This window comes from Paenibacillus sp. FSL A5-0031 (genome assembly GCF_001956295.1).
Lineage (GTDB): Bacteria > Bacillota > Bacilli > Paenibacillales > Paenibacillaceae > Pristimantibacillus.
Window position 1 is genome coordinate 94,062 of record NZ_MRTD01000007.1, and the last position, 23,042, is coordinate 117,103.

18 protein-coding genes are annotated in these 23,042 nt (G+C 45.6%); 16 read left to right on the forward strand and 2 right to left on the reverse strand.

The annotated features are described in order from the left end of the window. The 13 genes from ftsL to ftsZ all read left to right on the forward strand — a co-directional run bounded on the left by ftsL (nt 1) and on the right by ftsZ (nt 17,732). Nucleotides 1-393: a cell division protein FtsL gene (ftsL, locus tag BK120_RS14090; protein WP_256710903.1), complete on the forward strand. Its 393-nt coding sequence runs from the start codon at nt 1-3 to the stop codon at nt 391-393. Between the two features lie 56 nt (nt 394-449). Beyond that, a complete protein-coding gene (locus BK120_RS14095; protein WP_256710891.1) occupies nt 450-2,741 on the forward strand; it encodes a penicillin-binding transpeptidase domain-containing protein in 2,292 nt (763 codons plus the stop codon). A 136-nt stretch (nt 2,742-2,877) separates the two neighbouring features. Continuing rightward, nucleotides 2,878-4,818, forward strand: coding sequence for a stage V sporulation protein D (locus tag BK120_RS14100; protein ID WP_076268155.1), 1,941 nt, complete (start codon nt 2,878-2,880; stop codon nt 4,816-4,818). Between the two features lie 75 nt (nt 4,819-4,893). Further along, nucleotides 4,894-6,381, forward strand: coding sequence for a UDP-N-acetylmuramoyl-L-alanyl-D-glutamate--2,6-diaminopimelate ligase (locus BK120_RS14105; RefSeq protein ID WP_076268156.1), 1,488 nt, complete (start codon nt 4,894-4,896; stop codon nt 6,379-6,381). After that, entirely contained in the window at nt 6,378-7,793 is a 1,416-nt protein-coding gene (locus BK120_RS14110) for a UDP-N-acetylmuramoyl-tripeptide--D-alanyl-D-alanine ligase (protein WP_076268157.1), read from the forward strand. Before BK120_RS14105 ends, BK120_RS14110 begins: the two co-directional genes overlap by 4 nt. Nucleotides 7,794-7,797: 4 nt before the next feature. Beyond that, on the forward strand, nt 7,798-8,757 hold the full coding sequence (mraY, locus tag BK120_RS14115) for a phospho-N-acetylmuramoyl-pentapeptide-transferase (RefSeq protein ID WP_076268158.1): 960 nt from the start codon (nt 7,798-7,800) through the stop codon (nt 8,755-8,757). A 75-nt stretch (nt 8,758-8,832) separates the two neighbouring features. Further along, on the forward strand, nt 8,833-10,272 hold the full coding sequence (gene murD / locus BK120_RS14120) for a UDP-N-acetylmuramoyl-L-alanine--D-glutamate ligase (RefSeq protein ID WP_076268159.1): 1,440 nt from the start codon (nt 8,833-8,835) through the stop codon (nt 10,270-10,272). Nucleotides 10,273-10,318: 46 nt separating this feature from the next. Continuing rightward, nucleotides 10,319-11,416 (forward strand): stage V sporulation protein E, encoded by a 1,098-nt coding sequence (gene spoVE, locus BK120_RS14125; RefSeq protein WP_076268160.1) that lies wholly within the window; start codon nt 10,319-10,321, stop codon nt 11,414-11,416. Nucleotides 11,417-11,961: 545 nt separating this feature from the next. Next, nucleotides 11,962-12,864: a UDP-N-acetylmuramate dehydrogenase gene (murB, locus tag BK120_RS14130; RefSeq protein ID WP_076268161.1), complete on the forward strand. Its 903-nt coding sequence runs from the start codon at nt 11,962-11,964 to the stop codon at nt 12,862-12,864. Nucleotides 12,865-12,886: 22 nt separating this feature from the next. Beyond that, complete coding sequence (murA, locus tag BK120_RS14135) at nt 12,887-14,155, forward strand: UDP-N-acetylglucosamine 1-carboxyvinyltransferase (RefSeq protein WP_076268162.1); 1,269 nt, start codon at nt 12,887-12,889, stop codon at nt 14,153-14,155. A 111-nt stretch (nt 14,156-14,266) separates the two neighbouring features. Beyond that, complete coding sequence (locus tag BK120_RS14140) at nt 14,267-15,019, forward strand: cell division protein FtsQ/DivIB (RefSeq protein ID WP_076268163.1); 753 nt, start codon at nt 14,267-14,269, stop codon at nt 15,017-15,019. A gap of 236 nt (nt 15,020-15,255) precedes the next feature. Further along, complete coding sequence (gene ftsA / locus BK120_RS14145; protein WP_076268164.1) at nt 15,256-16,497, forward strand: cell division protein FtsA; 1,242 nt, start codon at nt 15,256-15,258, stop codon at nt 16,495-16,497. A 119-nt stretch (nt 16,498-16,616) separates the two neighbouring features. Further along, the gene (ftsZ, locus tag BK120_RS14150; RefSeq protein WP_076268165.1) at nt 16,617-17,732 is read left to right on the forward strand and encodes a cell division protein FtsZ; all 1,116 of its coding nucleotides are present in this window, start codon (nt 16,617-16,619) and stop codon (nt 17,730-17,732) included. A 1,065-nt stretch (nt 17,733-18,797) separates the two neighbouring features. Here the strand turns inward: ftsZ and BK120_RS14155 are convergent. Further along, the gene (locus BK120_RS14155) at nt 18,798-19,481 is read right to left on the reverse strand and encodes a PDDEXK family nuclease (RefSeq protein WP_076268166.1); all 684 of its coding nucleotides are present in this window, start codon (nt 19,479-19,481) and stop codon (nt 18,798-18,800) included. 440 nt (nt 19,482-19,921) lie between these two features. Here BK120_RS14155 and spoIIGA point away from each other — a divergent pair, with 440 nt between their 5' ends. From spoIIGA to sigG, 3 genes are all read left to right on the forward strand, one after another. Continuing rightward, nucleotides 19,922-20,905: a sigma-E processing peptidase SpoIIGA gene (gene spoIIGA, locus BK120_RS14160; protein WP_305953884.1), complete on the forward strand. Its 984-nt coding sequence runs from the start codon at nt 19,922-19,924 to the stop codon at nt 20,903-20,905. 38 nt (nt 20,906-20,943) lie between these two features. Further along, nucleotides 20,944-21,666, forward strand: a complete 723-nt coding sequence (sigE, locus tag BK120_RS14165) for an RNA polymerase sporulation sigma factor SigE (protein ID WP_054027973.1) — start codon at nt 20,944-20,946, stop codon at nt 21,664-21,666. Nucleotides 21,667-21,770: 104 nt separating this feature from the next. Further along, the gene (gene sigG / locus BK120_RS14170; protein ID WP_054027974.1) at nt 21,771-22,553 is read left to right on the forward strand and encodes an RNA polymerase sporulation sigma factor SigG; all 783 of its coding nucleotides are present in this window, start codon (nt 21,771-21,773) and stop codon (nt 22,551-22,553) included. Nucleotides 22,554-22,607: 54 nt separating this feature from the next. Here sigG and BK120_RS14175 read toward each other — a convergent pair whose 3' ends face one another. Next, the gene (locus BK120_RS14175; RefSeq protein ID WP_076268168.1) at nt 22,608-23,036 is read right to left on the reverse strand and encodes a DUF3995 domain-containing protein; all 429 of its coding nucleotides are present in this window, start codon (nt 23,034-23,036) and stop codon (nt 22,608-22,610) included. Between the last annotated feature and the right edge of the window lie 6 nt (nt 23,037-23,042).

Here is a 23,042-nt window from a genome sequence, read left to right on the forward strand (position 1 = left end):
GTGAATGGCAATTTAGCGCTGCAGCCTAAGCGAAAGCAGGATCAGCAACCGGTTATCAAGGAAACGAAGCGGCTTGTTAAAACTCGTAAATCCTTACCGGTTCAGGAGAAGTTGTTGTATATGTTTACTGTATTAATGTGCGTTGTAGTTGCTGGTGTCATTATTTTACGCTACGCGCAAATCTATGACATGAGCCTCGAAATTAAAAAGTTGAATAGCGAATACCAGACGATGAATGTAGAGATGGAAGACTTGAAGAAACAAGTAGAGATGCTCAGTGATTCAGAACGTATACGTAAGCTTGCAGAGACCCAAGGGATGGTTAGCTCTATTGAGAGTGGAATTACCGTAAATACAGGTGACGACGCGATAAAATCAGCAATGAGTGAATAGGGTGAGCGATGATGAAAAAAAGAATTAGATTGCGGACACTATTGTTTGGAGGGGTAATGACCCTCCTTTTTCTTGTTTTAATAAGCCGAATTTATATTGTGCAAGTAGTAGAAGGCGCCAAATGGTATGGACTTGCAAAAGAAAGATGGTCAACAGAAGAAAAGATGCTGGCCAAGCGTGGCACGATCGCCGATCGTAACGGGAGTGTTCTGGCAATGGATACGATCGCTTATAATGTGACGTTAAATCCGAAGCTGATTAACGATGAGAAACTTACAGAAGAAATTATAAATGGTTTGCATGACATCCTTGGCACTTCTAAGGAAGAGCTCCGAAAAAATGTAACTGCCAAAAAAGAGGACGGGAATTTCTATGTATATCGGGAGGTGCGAAGCGGAGGCTGGCAAATTGACAAAGCACATGCCGATAAAATTAAACAGTTCCGTGAAGATTTAGCCAAAGAAAAGGAGGTATATAGCGTCGGCATCGATTTGCAAGAAAATTTAAAACGGTATTATCCTAAAAATTCTCTAGCTGCACAGCTTGTCGGTTATTTGGATAAAGAGGGAGTCGCCATGACTGGCGTTGAAGCTTCGTTCAATGAGCAGCTCTCTGGCGAGGACGGCTATATCAAGTATGAGAAGGACGGAAAACGCGTTCAGCTCACGGAGGGTGAAGTAGACTACAAACCAGCCAAAGATGGACAATATGTACAGCTGACGATCGATAACGAAATTCAGCATTATGTGGAGGAAGCGCTGCAGGAAATTATGAAAACCTATTCTCCTAAGAGTGCTACAGCAATTGCGGCTGATCCAAATACGATGGAAATATTGGCCATGGCAAACATGCCGCAATATAATCCGAATGAATATTGGAAAAACAACTCGAACTCTTACAATCATGCGATTAAGTCTTTATATGAGCCCGGCTCAACCTTCAAAATTGTAACGCTGGCTTCAGCGGTTGAAGAAGGTTTGTTTAATCCAGATGAATTATACAAATCAGGTCAAATTAAACTGAAAGGTGTACCTAATCCAATCCGTGATATTAAGCGAGAGGGATGGGGAACCATTTCATTTTTGGATGGCTTGAAATATTCAAGTAACGTTGCCTTCGTCAAGCTTGGTTATGAGAGACTAGGGGAACAGAAGCTGAGAGAATATTACACGAATTTTGGATTTGGACAAAAAACAGGCATTAAGCTTGGGAATGAGCTAAGCGGTACGATTAACTTTAAATACCCGAGTGAGATTGCGAATGCTACCTTTGGACAAGGGGTAGTTACGGTTACGCCTATACAACAGGTTGCAGCTGTCGCGGCAGTAGCTAACGGCGGAAAGCTGTTTCAACCACAAATCGTAAAAAGCATGACAGATCCGTCGACCAAAACGACGACGACTTTCGAACCGAAGATGGTTCGTCAAGTGATATCAGAGGAAACCTCTAAAAAAGTCGGTGAGTATTTGGAGCAGGTTGTATCGGATCAGGATAAAGGCTCCGGTAAAAACGCTTATATCGAGGGTTACCGTGTAGCAGGTAAAACTGGAACAGCCCAAAAGGTTACTACGGTTAATGGAAAAAGCGGCTATTCCGATTCCAAATATGTTGTTTCGTTTATTGGCTATGCGCCGGTTGATAATCCGAAAATCGTCGTTTATGTCGTCGTAGATGAGCCGAATACTACTTTTGCATCAGGAGGAAAGATCGCTGCTCCAGCTTTTAAACAAATCGTTCTCAAAAGCTTGCGAAAAATGGGAGTAGCGCCTAACTATCCGGCTGGTTCTGCAAACTCGAAGAAGGAAGCGACAATAACGGTTCCAGATTTAACAGAGCTTAAAGTGCAACAAGCGAAAGCAGAATTAACAGCGAAGGCCATGACATTTGATTTAATCGGAAATGGTAAAACGGTGCTGCAGCAAATACCTGCTCCAGGTTCAGCCGTACACCCGACGCAGCGAATATATTTAATAACAGAGCAGCGTGAAAAGCTGGCTATCCCTGATCTGACTGGGGTTTCGCTGCGGGATGCTCTTGAATTAACCTCTCTTATCGGCATTCGGCTCATTCCGGAGGGGCAAGGGTTTGTTGTATCTCAGAAGGAAGAGACATTGAATAAAGTAAGAGTGCTCAAAGTTGTACTTGCTCCTCCGACAGGCAAAGAAGGCCAATCCGGCAATGCGGAAACAAACCCTGATGCGAAAGACGGCGGCGATAAGGGTAGTGAGACCGGTAAAGAAGGTGAAGCTGGCACGAGCGGTGGAACTACCGATAGTCAGACAACTTCAAATGGGGATCAGGCTGCTAATTCCAATACAAGCAGTAATGGGAACGCTGCTCCTGAGTGATCCATATACCGAATTTTCAAGGAACTAATACGATGTTGCTTAAAGCTTGTTCTATCGTCCGCTTGTCCCGAATAATCTGGGAATGAGCGCAATTGAGCGCTCCTTTCGAAACAGTCAAGCGGAGGGGGAACAAGCGGTGAAGGTATCTAATGTAACGGTTAGGCGACGTTTATTTATCGTGCTCATACTTGCCGGGGTGTCATTCCTAGCATTATGTGTGAGACTTAGCTTTGTACAACTATGGCAAGGTGAGCAGCTGGCGGATAAAGCAGAGGATTCATGGAGACGCAACATCCCATACGTAGCCAAGCGAGGTGAAATCGTTGATCGCAACGGTATTCAGCTCGCCTACAACGTAAGCTCACCTACCGTGTATGCGATTCCTGTCCAAATCAAGGATCAACAGGCTGCAGCAGCAGCGCTTGCCCCTTTGCTCGACATGTCGCAAGAAACGCTCTATAAAAAAATTAAAACACGAGCGTTGATCGTTAAGCTTGGCCCAGGCGGGCGAAAAATTACGATTGATAAAGCTGAACAAATACGTGAGCTGGGTCTTGATGGCATCGTTGTAGCTGAAGACAACAAACGATTTTATCCCTTCGGCAGTTTAGCGGCGCATGTGCTAGGTTTTACGGGGATCGACAATCAAGGCTTAACCGGAGTAGAAGCAAAATATAATACAGAGTTAAGCGGTATCGGAGGCAGCGTATCCTTCTTGTCAGATGCAGCGGGCAGACAAATGCCTAATTCTTCGGACACCTACGTGGAACCTAAGGACGGGCTTACGATGCAGCTTACGATCGATAAGCAAATTCAGACGGTTATGGAACGTGAGCTTGATCAAGCGATGACGAATTTACAGCCTAATGGTATAATCGCGATTGCGATGGATCCGAATAACGGTGAAATTTTAGGCATGGCGAGCAGACCTACTTACGAGCCAGACAAGTATCGAGAGGTTCCAACTGAGGTTTATAATCGAAATCTTCCTATTTGGATGACATACGAACCAGGCTCTACCTTTAAAATAATTACGCTTGCTGCAGCCCTTGAAGAAAAAAAGGTTGATTTGAAAAACGAACGTTTTTTTGATCCAGGCGCTATTGAGGTGGGCGGTGCTAGACTTCGCTGCTGGAAAAAAGGCGGACATGGCAGTCAGACTTTCCTTGAGGTTGTTGAAAACTCCTGTAACCCCGGCTTTGTAACGCTTGGTCAGAGGCTGGGCAAGGACAAACTATTTGATTACATTAAGAACTTTGGCTTCGGGACGAAAACGGGCATCGATATTGGCGGCGAAGAAAATGGGATCTTATTCAAGCTTAGTCAGGTCGGTCCGGTGGAACTTGCCACTACGGCTTTTGGTCAAGGGGTCTCCGTTACACCAATTCAGCAAATAACAGCTGTTTCCGCAGCAATTAACGGCGGAACGCTGTATAAACCCCATGTAGCAAAAGCATGGATAAACCCGGAGACGGGAGCGACCGTAGAAACGGTAGAATCGGTTGCGGTTAGAAAGGTTATTTCGGAGGAAACGTCCAAGCAGGTGCGTGAAGCGCTTGAGAGCGTCGTAGCCAAAGGAACAGGCCGCAATGCCTTTATTGATGGGTATCGCGTAGGCGGCAAGACGGGTACTGCTCAAAAGGTTATTAACGGACGTTATTCCCCTAATGAGCATATTGTATCTTTTGTTGGCTTTGCTCCGGCAGATGATCCGAAGATCGTCATTTATGTAGCGGTTGATAATCCGCAAGGGATTCAGTTCGGCGGAGTCGTTGCAGCGCCGATCGTTCGCAATATGCTGGAGGACGCGCTCGCCATTCTGGAAGTTCCGGCTCGTGAGAAGCAGATTGACCGTATTTATAAGTATGGAGAAACACCTATTGTTACAGTTCCGAACTTGATTGGCAAAACAGTGTCGGATTTGTATGAGGATATGAATATGAATTTTAATCTGACTTCCGCAGGTTCTGGGAAAACGGTCATACGCCAAGCTCCAGCTGCTGGAACCCGTGTAGATCGCGGATCAACGATTCGGATCTATTTGGGAGAAGAAGATAATATATCCCACTCGCATTGACTATAATGGTAGTTAACGAGGGTGCAGCAGGCGGGGGGAGTTTGTCCGCCGGCGCTTAAGGGAGGAGCTGGGCAGATGCGATTAAAGGATGTTGCGGAATTGCTTATAGCCTCACGGCTGATAGGCGATGGGGAAACGGAACTGACTGGCATTGAGACGGATTCACGAAGCGTAATTGAGGGGCAATTGTTTATTTGTTTGAGAGGGCACACGGTTGATGGTCACGCGTTTGCTTCGGAGGCGGTTGCCGCCGGAGCAGCAGCACTAATAGCGGAACGAAAGCTGGATCTGTTGGTGCCGCAAATTATTGTACGAGATTGCCGCCTTGCCATGGCTGTAATTGCTAATTATTATTATAGACATCCTAGTCAAACCCTGAAGCTTATCGGTGTAACGGGGACGAATGGGAAGACGACAACAACTTATTTGATAGAGCAAATTCTAAATGACCAGAGTAAGCCTACCGGCGTGATCGGTACGATTGAACGTCGATATGCGGGAAAATCGTTCCCTATGACCAGTACGACGCCTCAAACACTGCAGCTTCAAAGCTATCTCGGGGAGATGCGTGATGCGGGCACGCAATATTGTGCAATTGAAGTGTCCTCTCATGCCCTTGAACAAGGACGGGTGAAGGGCTGCAGATTCCGAACGGCAGTATTTACTAATTTGACGCAGGACCACTTGGATTATCATGAAACGATGAGTCGATACGCCGCGGTAAAGGGATTGTTCTTCTCGCGACTTGGCAATGTGTATGCATCTGCGGAAAACGAAAGATCATATGCGGTTCTTAACGCAGACGATTCTTTATCCGCAGAGTATGCCGAGCTCACAGCGGCAGAGGTTATCACCTATGCTATTGATAAAGAGGCAGACGTGCGTGCAACGAATATTCGAATAACTGCACAGGGTACGACCTTTCATGTTGACACATTCAGAGGCGAGCAAGACATCACATTGCAAATGGCTGGGAAGTTCAACGTATACAACGCGCTTGCCGCCATAAGCGCTGTACTACTTGAAGGCGTGGAGCTAGAGGCGATTGCACACAGTCTAAGCAAAATTCCCGGCGTACCCGGACGGGTTGAAGCGGTTAATGCGGGACAGGATTTTGCGGTAATTGTAGATTATGCCCACACACCTGATGGGCTTGAAAATGTACTCAGAGCGATTCAACAATTTGCAGAAAATCGGATTATATGTGTATTTGGCTGCGGCGGTGACCGTGATCGCTCCAAGCGGCCGCTAATGGGGAATATTGCAGTGAAATACGCGGATTACGCTATCATAACATCGGATAACCCACGTTCGGAGCCGCCTGAGTCCATATTAAAGGATATTGAAGCTGGATTAATAAGCAGCAGGATTGATCCTTCATTTTATACATTAATCGTTGATCGCAAGGAAGCAATTGAAAAAGCGGTTGAAATGGCAAGCCTCGGCGATGTAGTATTGATTGCGGGGAAAGGTCATGAAACCTACCAAGATATTAACGGAGTCAAATATCCATTTGACGATCGAAAAGTAGCGAAAGCAGCGATAAGGGGAATCATACAGTGATTAAACGTACTATTAAACAAATTGCCGAAATGAGCGGCGCTAGATGGAATGGAAATCATGCAGAGCTTAACATAACAGGAGTAACAACTGACTCGCGGCAGGCTGCTGCGGGCCAGTTGTTCGTTCCGATCGTAGGCGAGCATTTTGACGGGCATGCCTATTTGGAGCAAGCTATTGCAAATGGAGCGGTTGCTGCGCTTTGGCAGAAAGGCCGCGAGGTTCCAGCATCTCTAGAGGGAGTGCCGCTTCTTATTGTTGGGGATACGCTGGTTGCATTACAGCGCCTAGCAACAGCTTATCGGAGTGAACTTGTCACTCGTGTTGTTGGCATTACAGGCAGCAATGGCAAAACAACGACAAAGGATATGGCAGCTGCTATTCTCGGCACTTCTTATAAAGTGCTTAAGACGGAAGGGAATTTGAACAATCATATCGGCTTGCCTCTGACGGTGCTGAGGCTTGAAGAGGACACGGAAGTAGCTGTGCTCGAGATGGGAATGAGCGGCTTCGGCGAGATCGAGCTGCTGACCAAGATCGCACAGCCTGATGCCGCTATTATTACAAATATCGGTGACGCGCATATGCTCCAGCTCGGCTCAAGAGCCGGTATTGCGAAGGCAAAGCTTGAAATAGCACTCGGGCTCAGCGAGGATGGTTTACTGCTATACAATGGCGATGAACCACTTCTTGAAGCAGAGATTGAGCGTTCAATACTTCCAGCAGGCATTGTTCGCCGTACATTTGGTTTATCGAAGCAGAATGAATGGTCAGCATCTGACATCAGCATTGAATCGGAAGCGACGACCTTCACTGCTATTTATAATGGAACTGCCAGTGGTCTCGGAACTGTTCGAATTCCTGTTCCAGGGCAGCATAATGTCAGCAATGCGCTCGCTGCAATAGCGATTGGCCGCTTCTTTGGAGTTCCAGCTGCAAAAATTGTTGAAGGTCTAAGCCATCTTAAGCTGACAGGCATGCGCATTCAGCCTGTTCGCGCGTTTAATGGCACTATGTTATTAAACGATGCTTATAATGCTAATCCGACTGCCGTTCGCGCGGCGATAGATCTGGTAGAGCAACTGGACGGCTATAGCCGCAAATGGATCGTGCTTGGCGATATGCTAGAGCTCGGGCCAGAGGAGCAGACGCTTCATTTTGAAGTAGGTGCATATATAACGCCAAGCAAGGCGGATGCGGTTCTTACCTTCGGACCTTTGGCAAAACATATTGCTGAGGGCGTGAAGTCGCAATTTCCTAACGCAGGCGCGAATGATGTGATTAAACATTTCGAAGATAAAAATGAGCTGACGCTGTGGCTGAGGGAGCAAATGCAGCCAACGGACATCGTGCTCATAAAAGGTTCACGCGGCATGCAGATGGAACAGATTGTCCAAGCATTGGAAGTGGGGTGAGGAAATGGATATGATGGTCATTTTATTTTCGATTGGCGCTTCATTCCTGCTAGCGGTTCTACTCGGACCATTGTTCATTCCAGTGCTCCGCCGCTTAAAGTTTGGGCAGCAGATTCGTATGGAAGGTCCGCAAAGTCATTTGAAAAAAAGCGGTACGCCAACGATGGGCGGCATTATCATTATGGTTGCCTTAATGATCGCGTTCCTGAAGTTTTCTGATAAAACGGCTGAATTTTGGGTGCTGCTGACCGCATCGCTTGGATTTGGTCTTGTCGGCTTTTTGGATGATTACATCAAAATTGTATTTAAACGTTCTTTGGGACTAACGGCAAGACAAAAGCTTTTTGGTCAACTTCTATTTTCTATAATCGTGTGTGCAATGCTCTATAATATGGGGCACAGCACCGAAATATCAGTGCCTGGTACAGGCTGGGGAATTGATTTGGGCTGGTTTTATTATCCGCTTGTCGTCATCATTCTTTTTGCAGCAAGCAATTCAGTTAATTTCACCGATGGTCTTGACGGTCTGCTGGCTGGGACGAGTGCCATCGCATTTGGTGCCTTTACTGTAGTTGCTCTACAAACGTCAGCTCATGAATCAGCAGTATTCTCGGCAGCTATGGTAGGCGCTGTTTTAGGTTTTCTAGTATTCAACGCACATCCAGCAAAAGTGTTTATGGGAGATATGGGCTCGCTAGGCATAGGAGGCGGTATTGCAGCCGTCGCAATTTTGACCAAAACGGAGCTGCTCCTTATCGTAATCGGCGGTGTTTTTGTACTTGAGATGCTTTCTGTTATATTACAAGTAGGCTCCTTCAAGCTTAGAGGGAAGCGTATTTTTAAAATGAGTCCCATTCACCATCATTTCGAGCTCGTTGGTTGGTCCGAATGGAAGGTTGTTACTGTGTTTTGGTTTGTAGGCATCGTGTTTGCAGCAATTGGTTTACTATTTGTTATACTATAGAGATAAAGCTTACGAAAAAGCGGCTTTTATTTGATTAAGAGCCGCTTTATGCATACATAGAAGGGACTGTCAGTTATGAATCATCCGGCATCTTATGAAGGCCGCCGAGTTGTCGTCTTAGGCTTGGCTAGAAGCGGGGTAAGCGTCGCAAAAGTATTTCATCAATTAGGCGCAGAAGTTGTAGTGAACGACATGAAGGAACGTGAATTATGCCCCGAAGCGGACGAATTGACTGCTTTGGGCATTTCTGTGCTATGCGGTTATCATCCAGATGACCTAATTACAGAAGAAACAGCGCTCCTTATCAAAAACCCTGGTATCCCATATACATCTACTCCAGTGCAGAGGGCGGAGGAGCTTGGCGTTGAGGTCATTACGGAGGTAGAAGCTGCTTATTGGCTTTCTCCTGCACCCATAATAGGCATTACAGGCTCAAACGGCAAAACAACAACGACGACTTGGATCGGCGAAATATTAAGCGCAGCTGGCTTGAATCCCATCGTGGCAGGCAATATCGGTCGTCCTCTATGCGAAGCAGCCTTGGAAGCGACGCCCGATCAATGGATCGTTGCTGAGCTAAGCAGCTTTCAATTGAAAGGAACAAGCGAGTTCCGTCCGCATATTGCGCTCTTGCTTAACATTGCAGAGACGCATTTGGATTATCACGGCGATATGGATGACTACGTCAATTCAAAAGCAAAACTTTTTGATAACCAAACGGAAGATGATGTTGCTGTCGTCAACTGGGATGACCCGGAATGCCGCGCGCTTTCGGAGTTTCTTATCGCACAGCTGCTGCCTTTCTCTATATATGAGCGACTGGATGTGGGCATTTACATTGATCCTCCATATGAGCGGGACAATGGTGACGCACAAAACGATGAAGCCGCTGTGGATAGACAAATTGTATTCCGCCAGTCTGAGGACTCGGAAATTAACATTTTACCCGTTTCAGAGCTAGGCATACCAGGCCGCCACAACGCCGCTAACGCTCTTGCTGCTATTGCGGCTTGTTTGGCTGCTGGAGTTGCACCAGAGCGTCTTGTAGAACCGCTGCAGTTGTTTAGAGGCGTGGAGCACCGCCTGGAGTTCGTCCGTGAAGTAAATGGTGTCAAATATTATAATGATTCGAAAGCGACAAACCCGGTTGCAACGATGATGTCCGTTCGCTCGTTATCTGCACCGATCGTTCTAGTAGCTGGAGGACTTGACCGCGGCTCTGACTATATGGAGCTTGTTCCTTTATTCCGCGATCGCTTAAAAGGTCTTGTTGCTTTAGGAGAAACGAGAGAAAAGCTCTCCCGTGTAGCAGAGCTGGCAGGTTTAGCTAAGGTGGAAATCGTCGAACCTAGTGAGGACGCCGAGTCCGTCCTTCAGCAAGCGGTGAAACAAGCTGCAGCTATCGCAGAGCCAGGTGATATCGTTTTATTGTCGCCGGCATGTGCAAGCTGGGATATGTTTACATCGTATGAGCAAAGAGGGCGCATTTTTAAAGATTCGGCGCATACCTTGTAAGTAGGGGGCATGTCCCTACTTTCCCATGCTAAGAGGTGTGTTCGCTATGGCCAAAGCGCGTTCTGCCCCGGATATTTGGATGCTGACTGCAATTGGGCTCATTCTCGCTATCGGGTTGATTATGGTGTACAGCGCTAGCGCAGTGCTTGCTTTTCATGAATTCGGTGATCGTTTTTACTATGTAAAGCGTCAGGTGCTATTTGCTGGACTCGGTATAGGCGCGTTGTTGTTTACAATGAATACGCATTATACGGTTTGGAAAAAGTGGGCGCCAATGGCTTTATTGGTTTGCTTCGGCCTTCTACTGCTCGTGCTGATCCCTGGTGTCGGCGTCGTTCGCGGCGGCGCACGCAGCTGGCTTGGCATTAGCTCCTTCGGTATTCAGCCTTCTGAATTTATGAAGCTGGCGATGATATTATTTTTAGCAAAATGGCTCTCTGAGAAGCAGCAAACGATTACGCAGTTCACAAAAGGGCTTATGCCGCCGCTAGGGCTTGTTGGACTAGCCTTCGGACTCATAATGCTGCAGCCTGATCTAGGTACAGGAGCGGTGATGGTTGGCGCCTCTTTAATTTTAATTTTTACTGCTGGCGCTAGATTATCTCATTTAGGCGGCTTGGCGCTCATCGGTGTCGCAGGTTTTGTTGGCCTTATTATCGCTGCGCCATACCGATTAAAGCGAATAACGAATTTTCTTGATCCATGGGCAGACCCGCTCGGAGGCGGCTATCAAATTATTCAATCCTTATATGCGATCGGACCAGGTGGACTTGTTGGGCTCGGTCTAGGTATGAGCCGACAGAAGTTCAGTTATTTGCCTGAGCCGCAAACCGATTTTATATTCTCGATTTTAGCGGAAGAGCTTGGCTTCATCGGCGGAGTTACTCTTATACTATTATTTCTAGTTGTCATCTGGCGGGGGATACGCGCTGCTATTGCAGCTACGGATACATTCGGAAGCTTGCTGGCAGTCGGCATTACAGGCATTATCGGTGTACAAGTATTGATTAATATTGGTGTCGTCATTGGCATGATGCCCGTTACGGGAATTACGCTGCCGCTTGTTAGCTATGGGGGTTCATCCCTGACGCTTCTCTTAACTGCACTGGGGATTTTGTTGAACATATCTCGTTATTCGAGGTGAGGCTTCATGCCTAGGGCAATAACCAGCAGAGGCTTAGTCGAAAAAAACAATAAACGTCCGGCTTGGATAGCTGCAGGTTGCATAACAGCAGCTGCAACTATCCAAGCCGGATATTGTTGTTTACAGGAAAATTTGCTCATTTAATATGAAGAGATATTGAATACACTTTTTTTTGAAAGAAACAGTTAATTCGCTAAAACGGCAACCAGCTTTGAGGACTGCTCTGCAGCACAGACCAATTAGTGAGCCAGTTGGCTCGATATAGGCCATTGTCACACAAGAGCCTATATGGGCATAAGATACACTATATTCGTGACCGTCACCCGAAAGGAGCGGTGATTACAACAGAAAAACCGGCAGCAGCGATTCAGGCTGCTGAAGGGGAATTTCTTTTTCTTCTTACACAGCCAGGCATGTGCTTAAGGAGTAGGTTTTGCTGCGCAAAACCTTAGCATTTGCTTACGAAGTAGGTTTTGCTGCGCAAAACCGAAGCGATTGCTTACGAAGTAGGTTTTGCTGCGCAAAACCTTAGGGAGGTTCAACAAATGGAAGCTTTTAAAGCGGAATTGGAACAAGCTAATCTTGGCGAAGTTTTGTACAACGAACCGCTATCGAACTATACAACTTGGAAAATCGGCGGTCTCGCTGATATTTTAATCCTCCCTAGCAGCAAAGATGAATTGGTATCGGCGGTACGTTTGGTGCAAAAGCATCAAATACCCTGGACTAATTTAGGCAGAGGCTCGAACATGCTGGTAAGTGATAAAGGGATTCGCGGCGTTGTAATAAAACCGCACAGAGGGCTCGATTACTTGCGTTTTGAAGGATCGACAGCAATAGCCGGTGCTTCATATTCTTTAATTAAGCTATCAGTCATGGCTGGGAAACAAGGTCTGACCGGACTTGAATTCGCGGGGGGAATCCCAGGTACGGTAGGCGGAGCCGTTTATATGAATGCTGGCGCGCATAGATCAGATGTGTCACGTATTTTTAAGTCAGCTGATATTGTACTGGAAACAGGAGAATTGGTTCGCTACGATCGTGAGGCTATGAACTTCGCTTACCGCCATTCCCTACTTCACGAGCAAAAGGGCATTGTCATTGAAGCCGCCTTTGAGCTGGCAGAAGGGGATAGGCAGGAAGTACTCGCTAGGATGGCCTCCTACAAAGAGAGAAGATTGAGAACGCAGCCTTTGCAGCTTGCCTGTGCAGGCAGCGTATTTCGCAATCCGCCTAATGATTATGCCGCTAGACTCATTCAAGAGGCTGGATTAAAGGGTGAAAGCCTCGGAGGAGCGCAAGTATCGAAGCAGCACGCCAATTTTATTGTGAATACCGGGCAAGCAACAGCTGAAGACGTTCTCGCCCTCATGACTCATATAAAAAGCACTGTTCAGGACCGCTATGGCATCCTGTTGGTGCCGGAAGTATTGGTGGGTGGTGGGTGAGCGGTAATTCGGAGGTGATACATTGGACAAATTGGTGATTGAAGGTGGGAAACCTCTCTCAGGAACCATAGTTATCCAAGGAGCGAAAAATGCCGCTTTGCCGATTCTGGCTGCCAGTCTATTGGCCGAAGGCACAACAACGATAGATCATGTGCCTGATTTGCTGGATATCGATGTCATGCTGAACATTTTGCGCGAATTAGGATGCCGCGCCGAGCATACGGGAGGAACTGTGGTGCTGGACACTGAGACTGCACATACATCCCACGTGCCGGAATCGTTAATGAGACAGATGCGATCTTCTATTTTTTTAATGGGGCCTTTGCTTGCTAGATTTGGGGAAACTCAGGTTTATCAACCAGGTGGATGTGCAATCGGTGAGCGGAAAATTGATCTTCATTTAGAAGGTCTTCAGGCTCTGGGTGCAGAAATAGAAGAATTGGGTAACCGGATCATATGCCGTGCCGAGAAACTAAGGGGAGCGGATATTCACTTAAGCTTTCCAAGTGTCGGCGCAACAGAAAATATTATGATGGCCGCTGCTTTGGCAGAAGGCCGAACCACAATAAGCAATGCTGCAAGGGAACCGGAAATTCAAGACTTGCAAGGCTTTTTAAATGCGATGGGCGCTAAAATAATGGGAGCCGGAACCGACACGATAACGATAGATGGGGTACAGTCGCTAACACCTTGTCGTTATAAAGTGATTCCGGATCGTATTGTAGCAGGGACCATCATGGTAGCCGCCGCTGCAACACGCGGTCAAGTCACGCTCCAAAATACGCAGCCAGCCCATTTATCTTCCTTGATTCATGTTCTGCGCCGGGCAGGTGTTCAAATTGTTGTCGACGATGATATAATTAAAGTTGGCAGTGCAACAAGGCCTAGAGCGGTTGAAAGAATTGTAACCTCTCCATACCCGGCTTTTCCTACCGATTTGCAGTCTCAGGTTATGGTGCTGCTTACGCTTGCAGATGGTGTGAGCGTATTGAAAGAAACGATTTTTGAAGGCAGATTAAAGCATGTGGATGAACTGTCACGTATGGGTGCAGACATTCGCGTAGACATGAATGCGGCATTCATTCGCGGCGTGCCAAGGCTTTATGGAGCGACGGTGGAAGCAACGGATTTGAGAGCGGGTGCCGCCCTTGTCATAGCTGGTTTAGCAGCGCAAGGAAGGACGGTCGTTGAGCAAATTCATCACATCGATCGAGGCTACGAAAAAATCGAAACGATGCTGTCTAGGCTGGGTGCGCGGATTTCGCGTTATTCGCCAGTGCCTAATAACTAATACTATGCGCATGAGCTGCAAGATAGAAACAGCCGGTACCCTTTTGATGCTAAGCGAAGGCTGACGCGGAGAGGTTAACCGGATGTTTTTTGGGGAAAGAAGGGACAAGTTATGAGTGCACAGATGCCAGTACTTAAGGAACCACCGAAAAAAAGAATGGGCAGTCGGAAGCTGTTGACCATACTTATATTATTGTTTGTGGCGCTTTTGGCTGTATTATTTTTTAATTCCTCTATTAGCAAAATATCAGAAATCCAAATTGATGGAACTAGATTCGTAACGAGAGAAGAAATAGGCAAGGCAGCTGCTATTTTGGTTGGCGATGCTTTTTTTCGAACTTCGTCTTCTACTATAGAAGATAGAATTGTCACATTGCCACAAATTAAAGGGGCTAAGGTTACGAAGGTATTTCCAGGTGTGGTGAAGATTCATGTAGAGGAGTTTCCTGTTGTTGCTTTCGAGCTCTCCAAGCAAGGGGAAATGACAGCGTTATTGACAAATGGAACGACAGTTGAGGCTGACAGCGATGAAATGCAGCTTGTGGACAAGCCTGTATTGTCAGGCTGGACAGATGGAGATCCCGTAAAGGCACAGCTCACGAAGCAGCTTGCAAAAATATCGACGAAGCAGCTCTCCGACCTGTCTGAGATTTTACCATTTCCTTCAACCGCTTATCCCGATCGGATTCTGATGTACACTCGCACAAAATTTGAAGTGGTAACAGCGGTATCGGTTCTTCCAGAGAAGATTGAAGCGTTGAATGCAGTAATCGAGACCCAAGAGCCAGGTAAGATCACGATGCTTCTGGCGGATACATATGTGCCTTTCGTAAGTGAGAGTCCAGAAAATATAGATTCTGAGTAAAATTATACTACTCAATAGTCTGAAAGAATGGTAGAATTTTATTTATGCATTAATACTCGATGAAGCTGGATAATCATAGGAAATATAGAGAATCGCAAGGGGCGGTGCTCGACACAAAGCGAGAAATAACTAAAAATTTGTTGAAAAAAGAGGGAAAATAATAAAAGCGTTGAATATGTAGGAAGACCTTAACATGTGGTAAAATAATTAATTATTTGAAACGGAGGTGCCGCAAGATGAGCAGCAACGACATCATCGTCAGTTTGGACATCGGTACATCCAAAGTTCGTGCTATTATTGGTGAAGTGAATAATGGAGCCATTAATATTATTGGAGTTGGATCTGCCGACTCAGAGGGTATTCGCAAAGGAGCAATAGTAGATATTGACCAGACTGTGCAATCGATCCGTAATGCCGTAGAGCATGCGGAGCGCATGGTAGGCATTCAAATATCAGACGTATATGTTGGTATTCAAGGCAATCATATTGCTTTGCAAACCAATAGAGGCGTCGTTGCAGTATCCAATGAGGACCGTGAAATTGGTGAAGAAGATATTGAACGAGTATTACAAGCTGCTAAAGTAGTGGCGCTCCCTCCAGAGCGTGAAATCATTAACTTGGTTCCAAAGCAGTATCTAGTAGACGGCTTGGAAGGTATTTCCGATCCGCGCGGTATGATTGGCGTTCGCCTTGAGGTTGAGGCGACGATCGTCACGGGGACGAAGACTGCTATACATAACCTTATGCGTTGTGTAGAGAAAGCAGGCCTTCGTATTTCTGGTGTCATTTTGTTATCACTCGCTTCAGGCGTGGTTTCGCTCACCAAAGATGAGAAATCGATAGGGACTGTTCTTACTGACATAGGAGCAGGATCATGTACGATTGCCATTTATGACCAAGGCGGCTTAGCTGCTACGTCAACGCTTCCAATTGGTGGCGAATATGTAACAAATGATATAGCTTATGGCTTGCGCACGCAAAGTGAGCAAGCTGAGAAAATCAAACTTAAATATGGCTGTTCAAATGTAATGGATGCAGCTGAAGATGTGAAGTTTAAAGTAGCACGAATGGGCAGCAATGTGGAAAAAGAGTTTTCACAGGTTGATCTTGCTAGTATTATTGAGCCTCGCATGCAAGAGATTTTCCATTTAGTTCGTCAAGAGGTACGTCGACTTGGTTATGGTGACAAGGTTAACGGTTATGTGTTGACCGGTGGCACTGTATCGATGCCAGGAACACTCGCTTTGGCCCAGGCAGAGCTTGAGTCTTCCGTCCGAATTGCACTCCCTGATTATATTGGTGTAAGAGACCCGGCGTATAGCAGCGGCGTTGGCATGATTCAATATGTGTCAAAATATATGGGAGCTCGCGGAACTGGAGCAGTGAAGAAAACGGCAAGCCGCAAAGCAAGTCCAACACCTTCTACTAAACCCGGTATGTTCGAGCGGATTAAAAGTATGTTTAATGAATTTATTTGAGGATTTAAGATAATATAAGTTTCACCTTTTATACGATACTTATATTTTACTGCGAAACGTTGCTGTGCCGTCTCATAGATGTTATCAGCAGTTTACGCTTGACTGGGGGAAAATGAAAGATGTTGGAATTCGACTTTGAGCTTGAGCAGCTTGCTCAAATAAAAGTAATAGGTGTTGGCGGTGGCGGTAGCAATGCCGTTAACCGAATGATAGAAAATGGTGTTAAAGGTGTGGAGTTTATTACGGTAAACACCGACGCTCAGGCGCTGCATTTGGCTAAATCCGAGCATAAGCTGCAAATCGGCGATAAGCTGACGCGTGGACTTGGTGCGGGTGCCAATCCTGATGTAGGCAGCAAGGCTGCAGAGGAATCTCGCGAAATTATTATGAACCAGCTTAAAGGCTCGGACATGGTATTCGTGACAGCAGGAATGGGCGGCGGTACGGGAACGGGAGCAGCTCCGGTTATTGCCGAAATCGCTCGCGAATGCGGTGCCCTCACTGTAGGGGTTGTTACTCGGCCTTTTACCTTTGAAGGACGCAAGCGTGCTGGACAAGCTGAGCTTGGGATTGAAGCGCTCAAAGAAAAAGTAGATACGCTTATCGTCATTCCTAATGACCGTTTGCTTGAGATTGTAGACAAAAAGACACCAATGCTGGAAGCTTTCCGTGAAGCGGATAACGTGCTCCGTCAAGCCGTTCAAGGCATATCAGACCTTATTCAAGTACCAGGCCTAATCAACCTTGACTTTGCAGACGTAAAAACGATTATGACAGAACGTGGCTCCGCTTTGATGGGTATCGGTATTGCTACTGGCGAGAATCGTGCTGCTGAAGCAGCGAGAAAAGCGATTATGAGCCCGCTGCTTGAAACGTCAATTGACGGTGCTCGCGGCGTTATTATGAACATTACTGGCGGCAGCAACCTTTCACTCTATGAAGTGAATGAAGCAGCTGAAATCGTCATTTCAGCATCTGATCCAGATGTGAACATGATCTTTGGTGCGATCATCGATGAAGATCTGAAGGACGAAATTAAAGTAACCGTTATAGCAACGGGCTTCGAGCACAAGTCACCAGCTGCGCGTCGTGTTCCACAACAGCAGCCAGAAGCGGTTGATACAAGGCAACAGGGCAGCTCCAATGCAGTTAAGCCTTTTGGAGCTAGCAACACTTCAAGCGATCAGCTTGAAATTCCAGCATTTTTGCGCAATCGCCCTCGCAACGATCGTTAAAACTTTTTGTACCAAGCCTCGCCAATATGGTGAGGCTTTTTTTTTGTTTGATTGTAAGTTGATTGAGAAAAGGGGAGAAGCAGCTGTAAGCACGTATATCACTTACAGCATGAAGAAAAATTCATTTTGCTGCTAATGAGCACCTATATGTTCTTTTTGCCTACGATTAGCGAATGGGCAAGTTAGAGAAGCCTCTGTAAGCACGTATAGGTTCTTACAGCATGAAAGAAGCCTTAGTTTGCTTCGAATAAGCACCTATATGTTCTTACAGCATGAAAGAAACCATAGTTAGCTGCCAATAAGCACCTATATGTTCTTACAGCCAACGATTAGCGAATGAGCAAGGTAGATAAGCCACTGTAAGAACACATAGGTTCTTACAGCATGAAAGAAACCATAGTTAGCTGCCAATAAGCACCTATATGTTCTTACAGCCAATGCTTGTTGAATGAGCAAGGTAGAAAAGCTGCTGTAAGAACACATAGGTTCTTACAACATGAAAGAAACCATGGTTAGCAGCCAATAAGCACCTATATGTTCTTACAGCCTACTATTTGCGAATGAGCAAGGTAGAAAAGCCGCTGTAAGAACACATAGGTTCTTACAGCATGAAAGAAACCATGGTTAGCAGCCAATAAGCGCCTATATGTTCTTACAACCATTGCTTGGCGAATGAGCAAGGTAGATAAGCCGCTGTAAGCACGTATAGGTTCTTAAAGCATGAAAAAATCCTTAGTTTGCTGCGAATAAGCACCTATATGTTCTTTTTGCCTACGATTAGCGAATGGGCAAGTTAGAGAAGCCTCTGTAATCACGTATAGGTTCTTACAGCATGAAAGAAGCCTTAGATTGCTGCGAATAAGCACCTATATGTTCTTACAGCCTACTATTTGCGAATGAGCAAGGTAGATAAGCCACTGTAAGCACGTATAGGTTCTTACAGCATGAAACAAACCATGGTTAGCGGCCAATAAGCACCTATATGTTCTTACAACCAATGATTGGTGAATGAGCAAGGTTGAGAAGGGGCATTTCGTAAATGCTAACAACCCTCTAATCTACCTGTTAAAGTGAGGTGAATAATAGAGTATGCAGCTGCTCTTTGTTTACTTTGTAGCATCGAATTCTCTGGGTGCCATTCCCTGCGGGCAACAAGGCTTGATTGAGAACCATACGGTGAAGCAGTTTTTGAGCTTCGCGTTTTTTGATTTTTAGAAGATCGATGACGTCAGTGGGCCGGATAGGATGCTGTAGTTGAGAAGCATAACGTAATACTTCCAACTGCAAGAATGCATCAGCGCTTGTATCTTGTTTATTGCCAATCAAGCTCCTACCCATAAATTGTTGGAGAAGCTGCTTACACATTCGCGGTTTTTCTTTTAGGTCATCATAGGAAAAACGTAATATTTTCCAACCGTCGAGCACAAGGTGGTTTTGACGCATTAATGAATCTGAAAACTGCCAGCGAGTGATTTCTGAGGAATGAGTGCGAAATCCATCAATTTCTATCGCTAGCCGCAAGCCTGATTTTAAATATACAAAGTCTAAAAAACGAGTGCCGTCTCGAAAATCAGCAATCTCAAACTCTGGAATAAGTCCTTCAAGTTGATGGAACGCAGGATACCATACCTTTTCTAAAAATAATTTTTCTGCGTGTCCATGTCCTTGCTCCAGCCTCCGTCTATTTTCTCCACTACTCTTTTTTAGATGAAGTTCCAGCCAACATTCATATACCGATTGAAACGACAAATTTATCAACCTCCTCCGGAAAATAAAAAAAACCGCATACTGCGGGAGAGATCTCCCGAGTAAGCGGTGTGCTTCACTGCTTCTATCTATTTAGAATGATAATCTAATTGCCAAAGTGGAACAAGTATCCACTCCAAATTTTTTTGTATTTTTAAAAATACGGCCTGCTTAATTAGTCGAAAATTATTTTAGCAATGACAAGTGATGGCGGGAACCTCAAAAAGAAACAAAAAGGTAGATTCAGCCTGACATAGGAGTGATCCCTCACAGGAGCAGCCCTAGGTTAATGAACGGTTAGCAAAATAGGACGAGCTAAAGATATAAGCCTCTGCAAAATTAAACGTAAAAGACTTGCCGTTTTTTATACTCCTACTCGACAAAAAAAGATATGTCATGCCGTCATGAATAGACAGACTTTGAAATAGGATTTTAATATACTAGTGTCAATCGTTCTCCCGGGTGCCGGCTGCAGGCCGTTTACCGCCAGTTGCAGGAAGGTGACCGAAGTGGCTGTTTATGTTGATGTTATGTTTTTGCGAGAGCTGCTCGTTGACGGTGCTATTCTATTAACTACTGCTTGGGCACGTCATCTTAAACCGAAGCCTTGGCGAGTATTATTGGCTTCTGCTGTCGGAGCTTGTTATGTCGTTTTAATGCTTTTTCCACAATTATCTTTTTTATTCACATTTGCAGTTAAGGTTGCTACGTCGTTATTGATTTTATGGATTGCATTTGGCTTTGCCTCGATTCAGCACTATATGAGGAATGTTGCAGCGTTTTATGCGGTTAACTTTGTGGCTGCTGGAGCTGTGCTTGGACTTTATTATTTGTTCATGCAGGGGTCCCGTGAGGTTTGGAAAACGATGATGTTCGTAAACGGAAACATGCGTGTGGAGCTTAAGATGGGATTGTTTTATTTGATTGCTGCGTTATGTATCGGATTGTATATATACCGTGCCGTATTGACGCAAAAAAGAGAAAGGGAGCTGGTGCACACTCATTTGGCAGAAGTGAAAATTATGATTGGAGAACGTATACAAACCTGCATAGGCCTGATCGACACCGGCAATCAGCTGTATGATCCACTTACACGGACACCGGTCATGGTGATGGAGGCATCCTTGTGGCAAGATGATTTACCTGAATCGTGGTTGAATAGCATACGAGATGCACAAGTGGATCGTCTTGTAGCGGGAATGGATGAGCACACCTTTGTTTGGCAAGATCGACTTCGTCTTGTACCATTCAGAGGTGTTAATCGAGGGTCACAGTTCATGCTAGCGATAAAGCCGGATGCGGTTGAAATTACTAGGGAAGGACAAGTTTTTGAAACGCGGAAGGTGCTTATCGGGCTTGACGGCGGTAAGTTAACGTCTGATGGGGCATATCGAGCCATTATCCATCCGTCTATGGTACAACAGTAACGAACGTATGCTCATACAAACGAGGAGGGATGGGCCAGATGCTCGTCAAGTACAAACTGATCCTTCAGTTATATTATTATCGTGTGATGTTTTTATTCGGATTAAAAAGTGAAGAAATTTATTACATTGGTGGCAGTGAGGCATTACCGCCTCCCCTAACACGTGAAGAGGAAGAATATTTGCTGGAAAAACTGCCTACCGGCGATACGGCTATTCGCGCAATGCTAATCGAACGTAATTTAAGGCTAGTCGTATACATCGCTCGTAAGTTTGAGAATACCGGCATTCATATCGAAGATCTCGTATCAATCGGCGCGATTGGTCTAATTAAGGCGGTTAACACGTTTGATCCTGAGAAAAAGATTAAGCTGGCCACCTACGCCTCGCGTTGTATTGAAAATGAAATATTGATGTACCTGCGCCGCAATAGCAAGACGCGTACCGAAGTGTCCTTTGATGAGCCGCTTAACATCGACTGGGATGGAAATGAACTGCTTCTATCGGATGTGCTCGGAACGGAGAATGACACGATTTACCGTAACATTGAAGAGCAGGTAGATCGTAAGCTGCTTCACAAAGCGCTTGATAAATTGTCAGAGCGTGAACGAATTATTATGGAGCTTCGCTTCGGTCTTGCCGACGGTGAGGAAAAAACACAAAAGGATGTTGCTGATCTTCTTGGCATTTCACAGTCCTATATTTCACGCCTTGAGAAGCGAATTATTAAAAGGCTACGCAAAGAATTTAACAAAATGGTTTAGATCCCGCATCCTGCTTGCAGTTGTCGAACGATGTCGCAATAGGAATAAAAAGGACTCCTGAGGAGATAATGTACATTAATGTTTCTCCTTGGGAGGTAATCACGTTGACCCGAAATAAAGTCGAGATCTGTGGAGTGGATACCGCGAAACTGCCTGTCCTTAATAATGTCGAAATGAGAGAATTGTTTACGGCATTGCAAACCCGTAATGAGTGGGCAGCAAGAGAGAAATTAGTTAACGGTAATCTGCGGCTAGTGCTTAGCGTTATACAACGGTTTAACAATAGGGGAGAGTTTGTAGACGACTTATTCCAGGTCGGATGCATTGGACTTATGAAGGCGATAGATAATTTCGACCTTAGCCAAAATGTCAAATTTTCCACCTATGCCGTACCGATGATTATCGGGGAAATACGCCGTTATTTGCGTGACAACAACCCTATACGCGTATCACGCAGCTTGAGAGACATTGCCTACAAGGCGCTTCAAGTTAGGGATAGCTTGACGAACAAAAATTCACGCGAACCGACGATTTTTGAAATATCGGAAGCTTTAAACGTTCCGAAGGAAGATGTCGTATTCGCACTGGACGCCATTCAAGATCCTGTTTCATTGTTTGAACCGATCTACCATGACGGCGGCGATCCTATTTATGTTATGGACCAAATTAGTGACGAACGAAACAAAGACGTATCGTGGATCGAGGAAATCGCGCTTCGGGAAGCTATGCATAAGCTGAACGACCGTGAAAAAATGATTTTGTCGATGCGCTTTTTCGAAGGCAAGACGCAAATGGAGGTAGCCGATGAAATCGGCATCTCACAGGCACAGGTTTCTCGTTTGGAAAAATCGGCTATTCAGCAAATGCAAAAGCATGTAAAAACATAAAAAAACGGTGCCTCTCGGCACCGTTTTTTTGTTTATGTGATTTATTGAAGGGGACTAACCAATAATCATCAACCAAAAAGATAAGAAACTGATGATCAGACAAAGCGGAGAGTAAACATACGTATCCATTCGTGCAAAATGCGTATTTCGAATCGTTTTGAACAACCCGACAGCACGAAATTCACCAACTGCTCTAGCCAAAAAAACAATAGCAAGTGCCCAGGCTGCAATGGAGGGCAGCGATGCTGGTCCGATGACAGGGATAATATCAGCAAACATGAGAATGAATGCGGCGCCCGCAAAGAAAAGTACTGCAACAGCTGCCGTTCCAACAGGACGAGGTTTAAAAAGAGGCTGAGATGTGTAATTCTTTGTCGGGACAGCAATGGAGATTCCATGCCGACCGCCTAACACCCAATATATATGTATTACGCCGATGACGAACAACACCGCACTAATGAGCGCTGCTAATAACGATTGCATCACATA